This window comes from Streptococcus sp. 17.1, assembly GCF_016648655.1.
GTDB lineage: Bacteria > Bacillota > Bacilli > Lactobacillales > Streptococcaceae > Streptococcus > Streptococcus salivarius_E.
In genome coordinates, this window is sequence record NZ_JACLQM010000013.1 from 1 (window position 1) to 13,597 (window position 13,597).

A 13,597-nucleotide genomic window follows, 5' to 3' on the forward strand; every position below is an offset into this window, starting at 1 on the left:
TGATTTTTTAAAGCTCGATAAGGTAGTGACTTCTTATCAAACTGGTTCATAATCGCAATTCTTGTCTTTAAAAAGGCACGTCCAAGGTGCTGGATGATGTGGAAACGATCAATAATGATTTCGGCATTTGGAAAAAGTCTTCGAGCTAGTGGCATATAGGCTCCTGACATGTCCATCGTGATAAACCGTACCTTTTGTCGTACTTTCAATGGATACTTCAAAAAGTAGTTTCGAATAGTGGTTTGACGGCGATTATCAAGGATGGTTATGAGTTTGTTTGTCTCATAGTTTTGAGCCACAAAAGCGAGTTCACCTTTCTTGAACCCAAACTCATCCCAGGACATAACAGCTGGGAGTTTGTCATAATGTTCCTTGAAAGTAAACTGGTCAAGTTTACGATAGACAGTGGACGTCGATACACGAAGTCTTCTGGCAATATCCGTTAGTGATACCTTCTCAGTTAGAAGTTGTGCAACCTTTTGTCGAACAAGATTGGAGATTTGGCAGTTTTTCTCAACGATTGATGTCTTAGCTACCGTGACTCTCCTACACACTTTACACTGGAAGCGACGTTTCTTCAGACGTAGTAGTGTTGGAGTTCCAGCTTGTTCAAGAAGAGGGATTTTAGAAGTCTTTTGAAAGTCGTACTTGATCATCTTTCCATGGCAATGAGGACATGATGGTGCAGGGTAATCAAGTTTTGCATGAATCTCGATATGAGTGTTAGTTTCAAAAACAAGTGAAATAATGATGTTAGGGTCTTTAATTCCAATTAATTCTGTGGTATTCTTAATAAGTCTCATGAGTTCTTCCTAATGATGGTTTGGTCGCTTTTCATTATAGTTCTTATGGGACTTTTTGTTTACACTCAAAAAGCTCCATAATCTCTACAGTGGTTTTACCCACTACAGAAATTATAGAGCCGTATTTATATGACTAGAATTTCTTCAATTTTTGATAAATATAAAATATAAGACCATTTTTTTTATCTTTTCCAGAAAATTTTGTATAATAGGAACACCAAAGATGAAGTGAGAAAGAAAAATGTACCAAGTAGTTGAAATGAAAGGGGATTTGGAACCGTGGTGGTTCTTAGAAGGCTGGCAAGAAGATATCATCAGTACTAAGGAATTTGAAAATTTTTATGATGCCCTCAAGTACTATAAAAAACTTTGGTTTGCTATGGAAGAAACCTTGCCAAGTTATATCAGCCGTAGCAGTGTCATGACTGCTTTTTGGGACCAAGAGGATAAACACTGGTGTGAGGAGTGTGACGAATATCTGCAGGTCTATCAATCGATTGCTCTTTTGGATGATTGGCAGGAAATTCCTGAGGAAAAATACCGTCCGGGATATGAAAAGCGAAATGACCTTCCAAATCATGCCCACTGTAAAATTAAACGTTAAACAATGCAGAAGCTCGAATTTTTTCGGGCTTCTTTTCATTTTCTTAAACTTTTTACGAATAGGTCTATGAGGAGGTCCTTATGGTAACAGAATTTGCTAAGGAAATGATCAAAAATGCTGATAGTTGTGGGGCTCAAGACATCTATGTCATTCCACGTCAGGATAATTACGAGCTCTATATGCGAGTTGGCCAGGAGAGGAGATTAATTGATGTATATCGGCCTGATTTCATGGCTAGTCTTATTGGTCACTTTAAATTTGTGGCGGGAATGATGGTGGGTGAGAAGCGTAGGAGTCAACTAGGTTCCTGTGACTATGATTGTGGTGATGGTCAAAGGGTTTCTCTGCGTTTATCAACCGTTGGGGATTATCGCGGCTTAGAAAGTTTAGTTATTCGTGTTCTACATTCCGAACGTCGAGAATTGGTGTATTGGAATCAAGGAATCCAGCCGATTATGGATGCTTTGGATTATCGTGGCTTGTATCTCTTTGCAGGTCCCGTAGGTTCTGGAAAGACTACGCTTATGCATGAATTGGTTCAGGAGCGTTTTAAGGGACAGCAGGTGATTTCGATTGAAGATCCTGTGGAAATTAAACAGGATAATGTCTTGCAACTCCAGGTAAATCAGGCAATTGACATGACCTATGATAATTTGATTAAGCTATCACTACGTCACCGCCCGGATGTTTTGATTATTGGAGAAATTCGAGATAAGGAGACTGCTCGAGCGGTTATTAGAGCTAGTCTGACAGGAGTGACTGTTCTTTCAACTATTCACGCAAAGAGTGTGGCAGGTGTTTATGAGCGTCTTCTGGACCTTGGTGTAGATAAGTCTGAGTTGGATAATGCTCTTCAAGGGATTGCCTATATGCGTTTGATTAAGGGAGGAGGTGTGATTGATTTTGCCAGTGAAAATTTCCAAAGCCATTCGTCAACCAGCTGGAACCAACAGTTGGAAGGCTTGGTTCAACAAGGATATCTCACTGAAGGGGATATCCAAGGGGAAAAAATTAAAGATTAATCAGCAAGTCAAGGTTATCCAGCTTTTCAAACAACTTCTAAAGGCAGGGTTTACTTTAACTGAAATCGTAGCCTTTTTGGAGCGAAGTCACTTGTTGAAAGAATCGTCATTATCTCTTATGAAAGCAAGCTTAATGCGAGGCGACAGGCTAGACCAGATGTTTGCGTCAGTGGGTTTTTCGGACAATATTGTTACTCAGATTGCCCTTGCTGATAAGCACGGTAATCTTCTAGGGAGTTTAACCAAGATTGAAACCTACATGCTTCGCATGACCAAGGTTCGCAAGAAACTCATGGAGGTAGCGACCTACCCTATCCTACTCCTGGGTTTCCTGATTCTGATTATGTTAGGACTTAAAAATTATCTTTTACCTCAACTGTTAGAGGGTGATGGTAAGGATAATTGGGCTGTACAGTTGGTTCAAATCTTTCCCCAGCTCTTCTTTGTGAGTTTGTGTGGACTTCTTGTATTAAGCTTAATTCTTTATCTATGGGTCAAACACCAGCCAGCCCTTGTCTTTTACCGACGAATGGCAAAAATCCCTTTCATAGGCCAAACTGTCAGGCTATATACGACCGCCTATTATGCTAGGGAATGGGGAAATCTCTTAGGACAAGGCATTGACCTGTTAGACTTGGTTTCTCTTATGCAAGAGCAAAAGTCTAATCTCTTTCGTGAGCTGGGGGCTGATTTAGAAGAGGCCTTGATGCTAGGACAGAGTTTTCCTGACCGTATTGCTACTCACCCTTTTTTCACTAAGGAACTATCCTTGATTATTGCTTATGGAGAGGCCAATGCTAGGTTGGGCTATGAGTTAGAAGTCTATGCTGAAGAGGTTTGGCAGGCTTTCTTTAACCGTCTTAATAAGGCAACAACCTTTGTGCAACCCCTCATTTTTGTTATTGTTGCTGTCGTGATTGTAATGATCTATGCAGCCATGCTATTACCAATGTATCAAAATATGGAAGGAATGATGTCATGAAAATGATGTTAAAAAAATTGAATGCCGTTAAACTACGAGCTTTTACGCTAATTGAAATGCTAGTCGTGCTTCTCATTATCAGTATTCTCCTCTTGCTTTTTGTTCCTAACTTGAGTAAGCAGAAGGATTCTGTTAAAGAGACTGGAAATGCGGCTGTGGTCAAGGTCGTGGATTCTCAAGCAGAACTTTATGAAATGAAGAATAACAAGACAGCTAGCTTAGCAGCTCTTGTTTCAGAAGGTCAAATCACGCAAAAACAGGCAGATTCATACAATGATTACTATGCGAAACATGGTGGCGAAAGCCGCTCAGTGGCCAATTAGAGCCTTCACCTTGTTGGAGAGTCTGGTGACACTAGCAGTGGTTGCCTTCCTCACTCTGAGTTTGTCAGGCTCAGTGACAGGTATTTTTCAACAGGTTGAAACTAACCTTTTTTATCTGCGCTTTGAGTACCTATACCGAGATAGTCAGCGCTTGGCAGCGGCGGAAGGCGCCAATGTTGAATTGCAGTTGGCCAAGGATAAAATCAGTAACGGAAAATCCAGTCTGGTGATTCCTAAAAGTATTCATCTTGATAAGGGGCAGACGCTAGTGTTTGATGCCAAAGGAGGTAACTCAAGCCTCACCAAGATTCGTTTTTCAAGTGATAAGGAGGTGGTGACCTATCAGCTTAACTTGGGCAGTGGTAAATATAAAAAGACGGTTTCTTAGAGGCTATATTCTTGTCGAAAGCCTGGTAGCAATGGCTGTTTTAGTACTTGTCAGTGGTCTTATCTTGAATCAGATCAATACCAATCGTAGACTAATGGCTGAGAATCTCCATCAACAAGAGGTCTTGAGTGTGGCAACCATGGCTGTTCAGACCAAACAGGATCAGTTGACCTTAAATGGTATCACAGTGACAGTAAAACGTAGCAAGCAAGGTATCGCGGTTTATGAATCGGGAAAGGAGATTATTCATGTCTCTAAATAGTAAGGTTCGCGCCTTTACCCTCTTGGAATGTCTAGTGGCCTTGTTGGTGATTGCTGGTTCAGTCCAAGTTTATCAAGGTCTGACTACAGTATTGGTGAGCAATGTTAAGCAGGTCAAGCAACAAGAAAACCAAGACTGGCTTCTATTTGTCCAACAAATGGAGGCAGAATTAGAAGGTTGTCAGTTGGTAAAGGTAGAGGGGAACAAACTCTATGTCAAGCAAGATAATCAAGACCTGGCTTTTGGACTCTCAAGTGCGACTGATTTTCGAAAAACAAATGCTGACGGTCGAGGCTACCAACCAATGCTTTTCAATGTAAAATCTAGTACGATTAGTCAAAATAACCAGATAGTCACCATCCAAGTGACTCTAAAAAACGGGCTACAAAGGAGTTTTGTTTATGCTTTTGAAAAAACAGGTTAGGGGAGGCGTTCTCCTCTACGCTCTTTTTATGGCTGGCATTTTCACACTTCTTCTTCATGTTTATCTGGAGCGGGTGGTTGCTAGCTCTAGACAAAACCAAGCGCAAATGACTTCCAGTCAAAGTCGTCTCATGGCAGAAATAACCATGGACTTGGCGGACAAGGAAGCTGGTGCTTTTAGTTTTTCTCAGGGAACTACGACCTACGAGGTTAAGGATAAACAAGTGATTGTTAGAGTTGCCAGTAAAGGCCAAATCAAGACCTATCGTTATGTGAAGAAGCAGGAGAAGAAATAGAAATTCTCTTCCCTTTTTGATATGATAGAAGGACGGAGGAAATCATGAATTTTGAAGCAATTGAGACAGCTTTTGAGCTGTTGTTAGAAAATGTCCAAACCATTGAAAATGATCTTGGAACCCATGCTTACGATGCACTTATTGAGCAAAATTCCTATTATTTGGGGGCTGAGGTAGCTAATGAAGTCATCATCAAAAACAACGAGAAATTACGTGCTCTTGATCTAAGTAAAGAGGAGTGGCGTCGTGCTTTTCAGTTCTTGTTTATCAAACTAGGGCAATTGGAAGCTTTACAAGCCAATCACCAATTTACACCAGATGCTATTGGATTTATCATTCTTTACCTACTCGAAGGTTTGACCAAGGACGACCAATTAGATATTTTAGAGATTGGTTCAGGGACAGGAAACTTAGCTGAAACCCTTCTAAATAATAGTCAGAAAACCCTTAATTATATGGGAATGGAAGTTGACGATCTCCTTATCGATTTGTCAGCTAGTATTGCTGATGTGGTGAATTCAAGTGCAGTTTACATCCAAGAAGATGCTGTTCGACCACACATTCTCAAAGAGAGTGATGTTATTATCAGTGACCTACCTGTTGGATATTACCCAAATGATGAGATTGCGAGTCGTTTCAAGGTTGCAGCAACTGGTGAACACACCTATGCCCATCACCTTCTCATGGAGCAATCACTCAAGTACCTGAAGAAAGATGGTATTGCTATTCTTTTGGCACCAACTAATCTTTTGACAAGCCCACAAAGTGACTTGCTTAAGAAATGGCTATCAGGATATGCTGATATTATTGCCGTTATCACTCTTCCAGAAGCAGCTTTTGGCAATAAACATAACATGAAGTCTATCTTCGTGCTTAAAAAACAAACTGAAAATGCTCCAGAGACCTTCGTTTATCCACTTAGCGATTTGCAAAACCCAGAGATCCTCAAGGATTTCACAGATAATTTCCAAAAATGGAAATCAGATAATTCCATTTTCTAGCAAAACATGTTAGAATAGGACTATATTATTGAAAGCGTTTTACAAAGAGGTGGCTTATGACAAAAACAATAGCAATTAATGCAGGAAGCTCAAGCTTGAAATGGCAACTATATGAGATGCCAGATGAAGTTGTTCTTGCTAAGGGTTTGATTGAACGTATCGGCTTGAAAGATTCTGTTTCAACAGTAAAATTTGATGACCGTTCAGAATCGCAAACCCTAGATATTGCTGACCATGTTCAGGCAGTAAAAATCTTGCTTGATGATTTGATTCGTTTTGATATTATCAAGAGTTATGATGAAATTATAGGTGTTGGTCACCGTGTGGTTGCTGGTGGAGAATATTTCAAAGAATCAAGCTTGGTGGATGAAGATGCCTTGGCTAAGATTGAAGAATTGTCAGCCTTAGCACCTTTGCACAATCCAGGTGCAGCTTCAGGGATTCGGGCCTTTAAGGAGCTCCTCCCAGATATTACGAGTGTTGCTGTTTTTGATACAGCCTTCCATACGTCTATGCCGGAAGTGGCCTACCGTTATCCAGTGCCTAATCGTTACTATACAGACTACCAAGTCCGTAAGTATGGAGCACACGGAACTAGCCACCAATATGTTTCTCAAGAAGCAGCTAAGTTGTTAGGTAAGCCAATTGAAGAAACTAAGATTATCACAGCCCATGTGGGAAATGGTGTTTCAATTACTGCCGTTGATGGTGGTAAATCAGTAGACACGTCAATGGGGTTGACACCACTTGGTGGCGTTATGATGGGAACACGTACTGGGGATCTTGACCCTGCGATTATTCCATTTGTTATCGACCGTGAGCCTGAAATGGCAGATGCTGAGCGTATCCGTCACGTCTTTAATAAGGAATCAGGTCTCCTTGGTATTTCTGAAAAATCAAGTGATATGCGTGATATCATTGCTGGTAAGAATGCTGGCGATGAAAAATGTGTGTTAGCCTATAATCTTTATGTGGATCGTTTGCGTAAATACATTGCTCAATACTTCGGTGTGTTGAACGGAGCGGATGCTATCGTCTTTACAGCAGGTATTGGTGAAAACTCTGCAGAAGTTCGTGCTTCAGTCTTGGATGGTCTCACTTGGTTTGGTATTGAAGTGGATCCTGAAAAGAATGTCTTTGGACATGTAGGCGACATTACAACAGCAGAGTCAGCTGTTAAAGTATTTGTTATCCCAACGGATGAAGAGTTGGTGATTGCGCGTGATGTTGAGCGCCTTAAAACTAAATAAGTTATCAAAAATTTGATAAGACCAGAAAAGTTGGCTGAGTGATTGGCCAGCTTTTTTGAATGCTCTGACAGAATCATTCGACTATTTCTATTTATGTGTAATTCTATAAGTAAAGAAAACTTTACAAAAAATGTAAAAGAGGCTTTACAAAATATGTAAAGTAGACTATACTATAAATGTAAAGTTAACTTAACAAAGAAAAGTAAGGAGTTTAACTATTTGAGAATAAACGATAAGGTTGAGGTACCACATGGAAACAAAAATTCAGGAACTTCGCAAGGCTAATAAGATTAGTCAGGCAGAGTTAGCAGATGAAATGGGGGTCACGAGACAGACCATCATTTCACTCGAAAAAGGTCGCTATAATGCGTCGTTGGAACTAGCTTTTAAAATTGCTAGATATTTTGGAAAGACTATTGAAGAAGTCTTTATTTTTGAGGAAGATTAAGGAGAAAAGATATGTTTAAACAAGTCATGAAGAAAATTGGTGTTATTGTTTTAGCGCTCACTCTACTAATCTTAGATTTAACACTATTAGGTGCTTTCCCGCTACTTACTCAGGATGGTAAGTTTTCACTTGTGGAGCAAATAGGTTACGGTATTTGGGCATTAGGGAGTTTGACTATTTTTATCGTGATTGCTTATAGATTTAAACTTTTATCGCTTAAAGAGATTAATTGGAGACGTCTCGTTGCGATTGCTTCTCTTAATCTCGTCATCTTTTTCCTAGGTGATCTTCTAGGGTATTTTATTGGTCAGTTAACACACAATGCGACTATGGAAAATCAAGATGCTTTAAATGATATCTTTGCCCACGTACCATTCTATCTTCACCTAGTAGTCGCCGGTTTTATTATTCCGATTATGGAAGAAATCATTTTTAGGGGACTCTTAGCCAAGGTGCTCTTTGGAAAATACTTTAAGACGGGTCTTGTTATTTCCAGTCTTCTCTTTATGGCTGGTCACTCAGCATTTACGCTTCAGACAATTGTCATCTATGGTATTATGTCAGCTGGTCTTGCGATAACATATTATAAGACTAAGCGTATCGAGTACAGTATGGGTGTTCATATCTTAAACAATAGCATAAGTGTACTACTCAGTCTTTTCGTTTAAGGTGAATAAGTGTTTAAAGTTGTCAGTGAAAAAAGTTATATTGCTCTTATAAAGGATAATAAAGGGAGTGTTAAGATATGTTAATAAAAATGTTAGTAGGAAAGAGAAAAACAGAGGATGAGTTTAAGAAATACATTACACGAGTAGCCTGTTCTCTTTTGTCTTTGGGTGTTTTGGGATTGTTTATTATTCGCTCTAACAGTCTTAGTGATTATGCTCTAGGCTTAGTTTTAGGACTTACCATTGGGGTTTATGTCTTGTCAATCTATTATTTTGCGACGCTTACTCATACTAAACGTCTTCACCAGATGTATATTGCTGCCTATGATGAGCGAAATAAACAGATTTTAATGGCGACAGCAGTTGCAACTCTGATTTTAGAGTTTTTGCTTATCTTTGCTTTGATTGCTCTATATGCCTTTGTCAATATTCAGTTGCCATATGTTACAGTCTTATCAGTCTTGCTCTATGGCTTAGTATTGGGATTTGCTCTTATTCGTCTCATCCTATCTAAAATAGGATAAGAGCCTATATTATCTTGAAAAATTCACCTCTCGTTCTCTTTTTGTCTTGTCAAGTAAGTTTTGTTGTATTATAATAAAGATACAAATAAATGATGAAAAGAGGTGGATTCTCATGAACAAAGGGTCAATTCTCAAACGCTTTCTTTATTTTTTACTAGCTTTCCTAATACTAATTATTGATCAAGTTCCAACCATCTATTTAGGTGTCAAAGATATAAGGCTGGTCTGTCTCTTAATTTTTGTCTTGCTTCTTATGAGCGCAGGAGCTCTTTTCTTAGGAAAACGTCTTGGGCTTTTCGAAGGCTTTAAGGCCCTTTCTTCCCTGAAGGCCTGGGGGATGATTGGCTTGACCTACCTAGGTATTTATATCGTTACTAGGATTGGTTCTATGGTCATGATGATGGAAGGTGTTAGTAATAGCACCAATCAGGCAGCCATAGAAAATGCCCATATGAATCCCTTCCTCCTCATAACGTTTACGGTAATTATGGCACCGATTGTGGAAGAGCTGGTTTTTCGCGGGCTCCTCATGGGACGCGTCTTTAATCCATATTCTATTGTTGGCTTGATTGTTAGTAGTTTACTTTTTGGCCTTGTTCATATGCCGAATAGTATCGGTGTTTGGATTGTATATGCAGGTATGGGTCTTGCCCTTGGAATAGCATATCGTAAGTTTCAAAAGTTAGAGTACTGTATCATGGCCCATATCATTAACAATAGCATTGCGGTTTCAATGTTGTTACTCTTACAATTTTTAGCGCCATATATCAAATAAAGCTCGGAATCTTCCGAGCTTTTTTCTTATAGTTTTTTGGCTTTAGCAATGGTTGTATCAATACTTGAAACTACACTATGGGTGAGGCCTGTACGCTCAAGGTCCATGAGACCGGCGATAGTAGTCCCACCAGGGCTACAGACCTTGTCAATAAGATCATGTGGACTGTCGCTACCAAGACTGAGATTTTCAGCAGTAGCTAGAACCGTCTGTGTGGCAATGGTCAGAGCGACCTGCTTACTTAGACCATTTTTGACACCAGCCTTGGCTAGAGCCTCGATAAAGAGGGCGATGTAGGCAGGGCTAGAACCTGCTAGGGCAGTAAAGGTATCAAAGTCTTTCTCAGCCAATTCAACAGTGGTTCCAAAACTGTCTGTGATTTCCTTGGCAACTGCCAAAAGGTCCTCGGATACCTTATCATTAGTGCAAAGACCAGTAGTGCTTTTGAGGATCTGAGCATTAAGGTTCGGCATGATACGAATAAGAGGAAGGTCTGGACTGGTGAGGGAAGCAAGGCGTTCCAAGGTCACTCCAGCAGCCATACTTATGATAGGTTGATGAAAATTGAGATCGGCTAGTACCTTATCAAACATTTGAGGTTTGATACCAAGGATGACCAGGTCAGCATTATCCAACAATTCCTGATGGGAAGCAGCCGCTTCAACCTCTAGTTCCTCTGCAATCTGGCGTGAACGAGCCAAGGAAGACCCTGAAATAATGATACGATGTGAGCTTGTATTTAGGCCGTTGATAATGGCTGTCGCCATTTTTCCGACACCGATAAAACCTATAATCATGGGTTACTCCTTGTCTTAGTAGTTTTTAATTAAATCTACTGTTGAGCGATCCAATTTCTTAACAATAGCTTGTAAGAAGGCCTGTGCTTCTAGGAAGTCATCCATCGCATAAAGGGTTTGGTGCGAGTGAATGTAGCGGGCACAAACACCGATAGTTGTTGATGGAACACCAGCATTCTGCAAGTGAGCGGCACCAGCATCTGTTCCGCCCGCAGCACAGTAGTATTGGTATTTGATACCAGCTTCTTCAGCTGTAGTCAAAAGGAAATCTTTCATATTGGGCAACATGATGTGACCTGGATCGAAGAAACGAATAAGTGTACCATCACCTACCTTACCTTGATTACCATAGATATCACCTGCAGGAGAACAGTCCACTGCAAAGAAAACTTCAGGATCAAATTTAGTGGTAGAGACATGGGCACCACGTAAACCAACTTCTTCTTGAACATTGGCACCAGCAATTAGAGTATTGTTGAGTTCTTGATCCTTAACGTTTTCCAAGAGTTCACGAATCATGAGAACACCATAACGGTTATCCCAAGCTTTAGAAATGACATTCTTTTGATTGGCTGTGAGAATTGTTTCTGATTCAGGAATGATGACATCACCTGGGAAAACACCGTAGGCATTTGCTTCTTCTTGGTTAGCAAAACCAGCATCAAAGACGATATCAGAAACACTAGGAAGACTTGAAGCTCCGCCACTAGCACGTAAGAAATGAGGTGGCACTGAACCTGAGATGACAGGATAGATACGACCGTCACGAGTGTGTAGGGTGAAGCGTTGTGAGCTGACAACCAGTGGGTTCCAACCACCAAGTTCGACGACACGGAAAGTCCCGTCTGCTTTGATTTCCTTAATCATAAAGCCAACTTCATCCATGTGGGCAGCCACAAGCACCTTAGGGGCATTTTCTGCTTGGCTATGCTTGATACCGAAAATACCACCGAGACCATCTGTTTGGACCTCATCTACAAGTGGGGTGATGTTTTTGCGAAGGTAGTCGCGTACAGGAGCTTCAAAGCCTGAAGTAGCACTGAGCTCGGTTACTTCTTTAATTTTGTCAAATAGGGTAGTCATAAAATCCTCCTTGAGTAGTACTTGCTACTATTTTAGCACGATTCTCAAGAGATAGGTAGCCTCTCCCCATTCGTCTAAAATTATGGTAAAATGTTTCTTATGAAACGTAAAACATTGGCCTTGTTTGCTGGAGGCGTAGGAGCTTTAGGTCTCTTGGCAATGGCAGAGAAGTATAGACAGTCACGTGCAGAAATGAAGAAGGCTGCATTAATCCAAGATATTAGACAAGAATTATCTCACTTGGGGACTATCGCAGTCCTTTATACAAATCCCACTGATAAGGAAAATCCAGGGCTTACAGGAGGTATCGTCTTAGAGGATGGACATGCCTATAGCTTTGTTTATGCAGAGGATATCTTGACCTATGAGGAGGAGCAGGCATGATTATTCCTAAGAATCTTGAAGAACTGGCAAGCTATGTTGAAAGTGATCAAAAGGTGGTTTTCTTTTTCACTGCCGATTGGTGTCCAGACTGCCAGTTCATTTATCCCGTTATGCCTGACATCGAAGCCCTCCATCCAGATATAACCTTTGTGCGTGTTAATCGTGATGATTATATGGCTTTGGCACAAACTTGGAATATTTTTGGTATCCCAAGTTTTGTTGTGACTCAGAAAGGTCAGGAATTGGGACGCTTAGTCAATAAAGCTCGTAAAACTAAAGAAGAAATCAATGCCTTTTTGTCGGAGATTTAAAAGATGAAAATCAATCACTTTCCTAATATCTCTCTTGATATTTCAGAAACCAAAGAAAAGTATCTGACAGAAAAAATGAGAGGATCATCGAAGAATTATGCCAAGTTTTAGTAGAGCATTCCAAAATTGAAAGCGATATCTTCTTGAAACACCAAGAAATAAATACCTACAAAAAGGAAAATAGTCTTCCAACACATCAAACTATTCCTGGAGAAATGGAGTTATTTGATGAATTTAAAGTGAAGTTGACTCCTTTAGCTCAAAAACACTTGACTGATAACTGTTATAAAAGAGGTTTTTCAGCTTCTTTTGGTTCTCCAGGCACCTATGATTTTGTGTTAGAGCCCTGTCGAGTTAAGTTTATTATGAAGAGTAAGGCTAAGATGTTTCTCGAATTTTCCTATGGGAATGACTTTTGGTACCACAAACAATTTGTCTTAAAATTAACAGAGAGTGACTGGAAAATTGACAAGATTAGTTATCGCTATGGTAGTAACGACGATTCTTGGCATATCAGTCGATTTTAAAATCTAGAAAAAGAATTATTGAAGGAGAATCCATGATTTTTGCATATAATAAAGAACAAGTTGGCGACGTTTTGTTGGTTATCTTAGAAGATACTAAAGACATCAAACGTAGCGTAGAACGTAAAGGTAAAGTGGCGCGTGTCACAGCTGATGAAACAGGCAAGACTCTTGCTTGGAATATTTTTGAAGCGTCAAGCCTCATTGATATCGAAGGTAACGGTCAAGTTTTCTTGTCAGACCAAGATGTAGCTGTTTTGAACGAGGAATTGGCTAAAGAGGGCTTTGAAGAGCGTTTGGAAAACACACAAGGACCAGTCTTTGTGGTTGGACAAATTGATGAAATGGTTGCACATCCAGACAGTGACCACCTTAACATCTGCCAAGTGAACATTGGTGATAAGAAGGTCCAAATCGTTGCAGGAGCACCAAACGCAGCGCTTGGGCTTAAAACTATCGTAGCCCTTCCTGGTGCTATGATGCCTAGCGGTGCCCTTATCTTCCCAGGAAAACTTCGTGGTGAAGATAGTTATGGTATGATGTGTGCCCCACGTGAGTTGGCACTTCCAAATGCTCCACAAAAACGTGGTATTATTGAACTTGATGATTCAGCAGTAGTTGGTGAGGCTTTTGATCCAGCCAAACACTGGAAAGGGTAAATAAGACAAGAAGCGGTAAGTAAGCCGCTTTTTTCTTTGTCATAAAGAAAGTTTATAGCTAATCATAAAA

21 protein-coding genes are annotated in these 13,597 nt (G+C 40.2%); 18 read left to right on the forward strand and 3 right to left on the reverse strand.

The window, feature by feature from the left end; all coding sequences use genetic code 11:
• Nucleotides 1–803: ISL3 family transposase (locus H7T99_RS07935; RefSeq protein WP_201035977.1), on the reverse strand; the 803-nt coding region annotated here is incomplete at its 3' end.
• Nucleotides 804–1,044: 241 nt separating this feature from the next.
• Between H7T99_RS07935 and H7T99_RS07940 the strand changes: the two genes are divergently transcribed.
• The 14 genes from H7T99_RS07940 (at nucleotide 1,045) to H7T99_RS08005 (ending at nucleotide 9,769) form a co-directional block, all read left to right on the forward strand.
• The gene (locus H7T99_RS07940; protein WP_002887019.1) at nucleotides 1,045–1,407 is read left to right on the forward strand and encodes a DUF1033 family protein; all 363 of its coding nucleotides are present in this window, start codon (nucleotides 1,045–1,047) and stop codon (nucleotides 1,405–1,407) included.
• An 80-nt stretch (nucleotides 1,408–1,487) separates the two neighbouring features.
• On the forward strand, nucleotides 1,488–2,429 hold the full coding sequence (gene comGA, locus H7T99_RS07945) for a competence type IV pilus ATPase ComGA (RefSeq protein ID WP_002885658.1): 942 nt from the start codon (nucleotides 1,488–1,490) through the stop codon (nucleotides 2,427–2,429).
• Nucleotides 2,311–3,411 (forward strand): competence type IV pilus assembly protein ComGB, encoded by a 1,101-nt coding sequence (comGB, locus tag H7T99_RS07950; RefSeq protein WP_144429890.1) that lies wholly within the window; start codon nucleotides 2,311–2,313, stop codon nucleotides 3,409–3,411. Before comGA ends, comGB begins: the two co-directional genes overlap by 119 nt.
• Nucleotides 3,408–3,734: a competence type IV pilus major pilin ComGC gene (comGC, locus tag H7T99_RS07955; protein WP_002885815.1), complete on the forward strand. Its 327-nt coding sequence runs from the start codon at nucleotides 3,408–3,410 to the stop codon at nucleotides 3,732–3,734. Before comGB ends, comGC begins: the two co-directional genes overlap by 4 nt.
• Nucleotides 3,694–4,122, forward strand: a complete 429-nt coding sequence (comGD, locus tag H7T99_RS07960) for a competence type IV pilus minor pilin ComGD (protein ID WP_260313876.1) — start codon at nucleotides 3,694–3,696, stop codon at nucleotides 4,120–4,122. The genes comGC and comGD overlap by 41 nt, the downstream gene beginning before the upstream one ends.
• The gene (gene comGE / locus H7T99_RS07965) at nucleotides 4,094–4,384 is read left to right on the forward strand and encodes a competence type IV pilus minor pilin ComGE (protein ID WP_037601469.1); all 291 of its coding nucleotides are present in this window, start codon (nucleotides 4,094–4,096) and stop codon (nucleotides 4,382–4,384) included. Before comGD ends, comGE begins: the two co-directional genes overlap by 29 nt.
• Nucleotides 4,371–4,808 (forward strand): competence type IV pilus minor pilin ComGF, encoded by a 438-nt coding sequence (gene comGF, locus H7T99_RS07970; RefSeq protein WP_037601472.1) that lies wholly within the window; start codon nucleotides 4,371–4,373, stop codon nucleotides 4,806–4,808. The genes comGE and comGF overlap by 14 nt, the downstream gene beginning before the upstream one ends.
• On the forward strand, nucleotides 4,786–5,103 hold the full coding sequence (comGG, locus tag H7T99_RS07975; protein ID WP_037601475.1) for a competence type IV pilus minor pilin ComGG: 318 nt from the start codon (nucleotides 4,786–4,788) through the stop codon (nucleotides 5,101–5,103). The genes comGF and comGG overlap by 23 nt, the downstream gene beginning before the upstream one ends.
• A gap of 44 nt (nucleotides 5,104–5,147) precedes the next feature.
• Nucleotides 5,148–6,104 carry a class I SAM-dependent methyltransferase gene (locus H7T99_RS07980; protein ID WP_037601477.1) on the forward strand — a complete coding sequence of 319 codons (957 nt, stop codon included), beginning with the start codon at nucleotides 5,148–5,150 and terminating at the stop codon, nucleotides 6,102–6,104.
• Nucleotides 6,105–6,160: 56 nt separating this feature from the next.
• Nucleotides 6,161–7,354 carry an acetate kinase gene (locus tag H7T99_RS07985; protein ID WP_037601479.1) on the forward strand — a complete coding sequence of 398 codons (1,194 nt, stop codon included), beginning with the start codon at nucleotides 6,161–6,163 and terminating at the stop codon, nucleotides 7,352–7,354.
• Nucleotides 7,355–7,604: 250 nt separating this feature from the next.
• Nucleotides 7,605–7,802, forward strand: a complete 198-nt coding sequence (locus tag H7T99_RS07990) for a helix-turn-helix transcriptional regulator (RefSeq protein WP_002885716.1) — start codon at nucleotides 7,605–7,607, stop codon at nucleotides 7,800–7,802.
• 11 nt (nucleotides 7,803–7,813) lie between these two features.
• Complete coding sequence (locus tag H7T99_RS07995) at nucleotides 7,814–8,470, forward strand: CPBP family intramembrane glutamic endopeptidase (RefSeq protein ID WP_037601483.1); 657 nt, start codon at nucleotides 7,814–7,816, stop codon at nucleotides 8,468–8,470.
• A 77-nt stretch (nucleotides 8,471–8,547) separates the two neighbouring features.
• Nucleotides 8,548–8,994 (forward strand): CAAX protease, encoded by a 447-nt coding sequence (locus H7T99_RS08000; RefSeq protein ID WP_201035978.1) that lies wholly within the window; start codon nucleotides 8,548–8,550, stop codon nucleotides 8,992–8,994.
• Nucleotides 8,995–9,106: 112 nt separating this feature from the next.
• Nucleotides 9,107–9,769: a CPBP family intramembrane glutamic endopeptidase gene (locus H7T99_RS08005; protein WP_013991258.1), complete on the forward strand. Its 663-nt coding sequence runs from the start codon at nucleotides 9,107–9,109 to the stop codon at nucleotides 9,767–9,769.
• A gap of 26 nt (nucleotides 9,770–9,795) precedes the next feature.
• Here H7T99_RS08005 and proC read toward each other — a convergent pair whose 3' ends face one another.
• Together proC and pepA are read right to left on the reverse strand one after the other, a co-directional pair.
• Nucleotides 9,796–10,566 (reverse strand): pyrroline-5-carboxylate reductase, encoded by a 771-nt coding sequence (proC, locus tag H7T99_RS08010; RefSeq protein WP_013991257.1) that lies wholly within the window; start codon nucleotides 10,564–10,566, stop codon nucleotides 9,796–9,798.
• 15 nt (nucleotides 10,567–10,581) lie between these two features.
• Complete coding sequence (pepA, locus tag H7T99_RS08015) at nucleotides 10,582–11,649, reverse strand: glutamyl aminopeptidase (RefSeq protein ID WP_013991256.1); 1,068 nt, start codon at nucleotides 11,647–11,649, stop codon at nucleotides 10,582–10,584.
• Nucleotides 11,650–11,748: 99 nt separating this feature from the next.
• Between pepA and H7T99_RS08020 the strand changes: the two genes are divergently transcribed.
• The 4 genes from H7T99_RS08020 to ytpR all read left to right on the forward strand — a co-directional run bounded on the left by H7T99_RS08020 (nucleotide 11,749) and on the right by ytpR (nucleotide 13,527).
• Nucleotides 11,749–12,033 (forward strand): DUF4651 domain-containing protein, encoded by a 285-nt coding sequence (locus H7T99_RS08020; protein ID WP_013991255.1) that lies wholly within the window; start codon nucleotides 11,749–11,751, stop codon nucleotides 12,031–12,033.
• Nucleotides 12,030–12,344, forward strand: coding sequence for a thioredoxin family protein (locus tag H7T99_RS08025; protein ID WP_037601488.1), 315 nt, complete (start codon nucleotides 12,030–12,032; stop codon nucleotides 12,342–12,344). Before H7T99_RS08020 ends, H7T99_RS08025 begins: the two co-directional genes overlap by 4 nt.
• Nucleotides 12,345–12,487: 143 nt before the next feature.
• Nucleotides 12,488–12,871 carry a hypothetical protein gene (locus H7T99_RS08030; protein ID WP_230578909.1) on the forward strand — a complete coding sequence of 128 codons (384 nt, stop codon included), beginning with the start codon at nucleotides 12,488–12,490 and terminating at the stop codon, nucleotides 12,869–12,871.
• A 32-nt stretch (nucleotides 12,872–12,903) separates the two neighbouring features.
• The gene (gene ytpR, locus H7T99_RS08035) at nucleotides 12,904–13,527 is read left to right on the forward strand and encodes a YtpR family tRNA-binding protein (RefSeq protein ID WP_002885779.1); all 624 of its coding nucleotides are present in this window, start codon (nucleotides 12,904–12,906) and stop codon (nucleotides 13,525–13,527) included.
• Nucleotides 13,528–13,597: the final 70 nt, after the last annotated feature.

What these genes read in the sequence shown, in the direction of transcription:
- H7T99_RS07940 (WP_002887019.1), top strand. Translation starts at nt 1,045, where the DNA reads ATGTACCAAGTAGTTGAAATGAAAGGGGATTTGGAACCGTGGTGGTTC.
- comGA (WP_002885658.1), top strand. Translation starts at nt 1,488, where the DNA reads ATGGTAACAGAATTTGCTAAGGAAATGATCAAAAATGCTGATAGTTGT.
- comGC (WP_002885815.1), top strand. Translation starts at nt 3,408, where the DNA reads ATGAAAATGATGTTAAAAAAATTGAATGCCGTTAAACTACGAGCTTTT.
- comGD (WP_260313876.1), top strand. Translation starts at nt 3,694, where the DNA reads ATGCGAAACATGGTGGCGAAAGCCGCTCAGTGGCCAATTAGAGCCTTC.
- comGF (WP_037601472.1), top strand. Translation starts at nt 4,371, where the DNA reads ATGTCTCTAAATAGTAAGGTTCGCGCCTTTACCCTCTTGGAATGTCTA.
- comGG (WP_037601475.1), top strand. Translation starts at nt 4,786, where the DNA reads ATGCTTTTGAAAAAACAGGTTAGGGGAGGCGTTCTCCTCTACGCTCTT.
- H7T99_RS07980 (WP_037601477.1), top strand. Translation starts at nt 5,148, where the DNA reads ATGAATTTTGAAGCAATTGAGACAGCTTTTGAGCTGTTGTTAGAAAAT.
- H7T99_RS07985 (WP_037601479.1), top strand. Translation starts at nt 6,161, where the DNA reads ATGACAAAAACAATAGCAATTAATGCAGGAAGCTCAAGCTTGAAATGG.
- H7T99_RS07990 (WP_002885716.1), top strand. Translation starts at nt 7,605, where the DNA reads ATGGAAACAAAAATTCAGGAACTTCGCAAGGCTAATAAGATTAGTCAG.
- H7T99_RS07995 (WP_037601483.1), top strand. Translation starts at nt 7,814, where the DNA reads ATGTTTAAACAAGTCATGAAGAAAATTGGTGTTATTGTTTTAGCGCTC.
- H7T99_RS08000 (WP_201035978.1), top strand. Translation starts at nt 8,548, where the DNA reads ATGTTAATAAAAATGTTAGTAGGAAAGAGAAAAACAGAGGATGAGTTT.
- H7T99_RS08005 (WP_013991258.1), top strand. Translation starts at nt 9,107, where the DNA reads ATGAACAAAGGGTCAATTCTCAAACGCTTTCTTTATTTTTTACTAGCT.
- proC (WP_013991257.1), bottom strand. Translation starts at nt 10,566, where the DNA reads ATGATTATAGGTTTTATCGGTGTCGGAAAAATGGCGACAGCCATTATC.
- pepA (WP_013991256.1), bottom strand. Translation starts at nt 11,649, where the DNA reads ATGACTACCCTATTTGACAAAATTAAAGAAGTAACCGAGCTCAGTGCT.
- H7T99_RS08020 (WP_013991255.1), top strand. Translation starts at nt 11,749, where the DNA reads ATGAAACGTAAAACATTGGCCTTGTTTGCTGGAGGCGTAGGAGCTTTA.
- H7T99_RS08025 (WP_037601488.1), top strand. Translation starts at nt 12,030, where the DNA reads ATGATTATTCCTAAGAATCTTGAAGAACTGGCAAGCTATGTTGAAAGT.
- ytpR (WP_002885779.1), top strand. Translation starts at nt 12,904, where the DNA reads ATGATTTTTGCATATAATAAAGAACAAGTTGGCGACGTTTTGTTGGTT.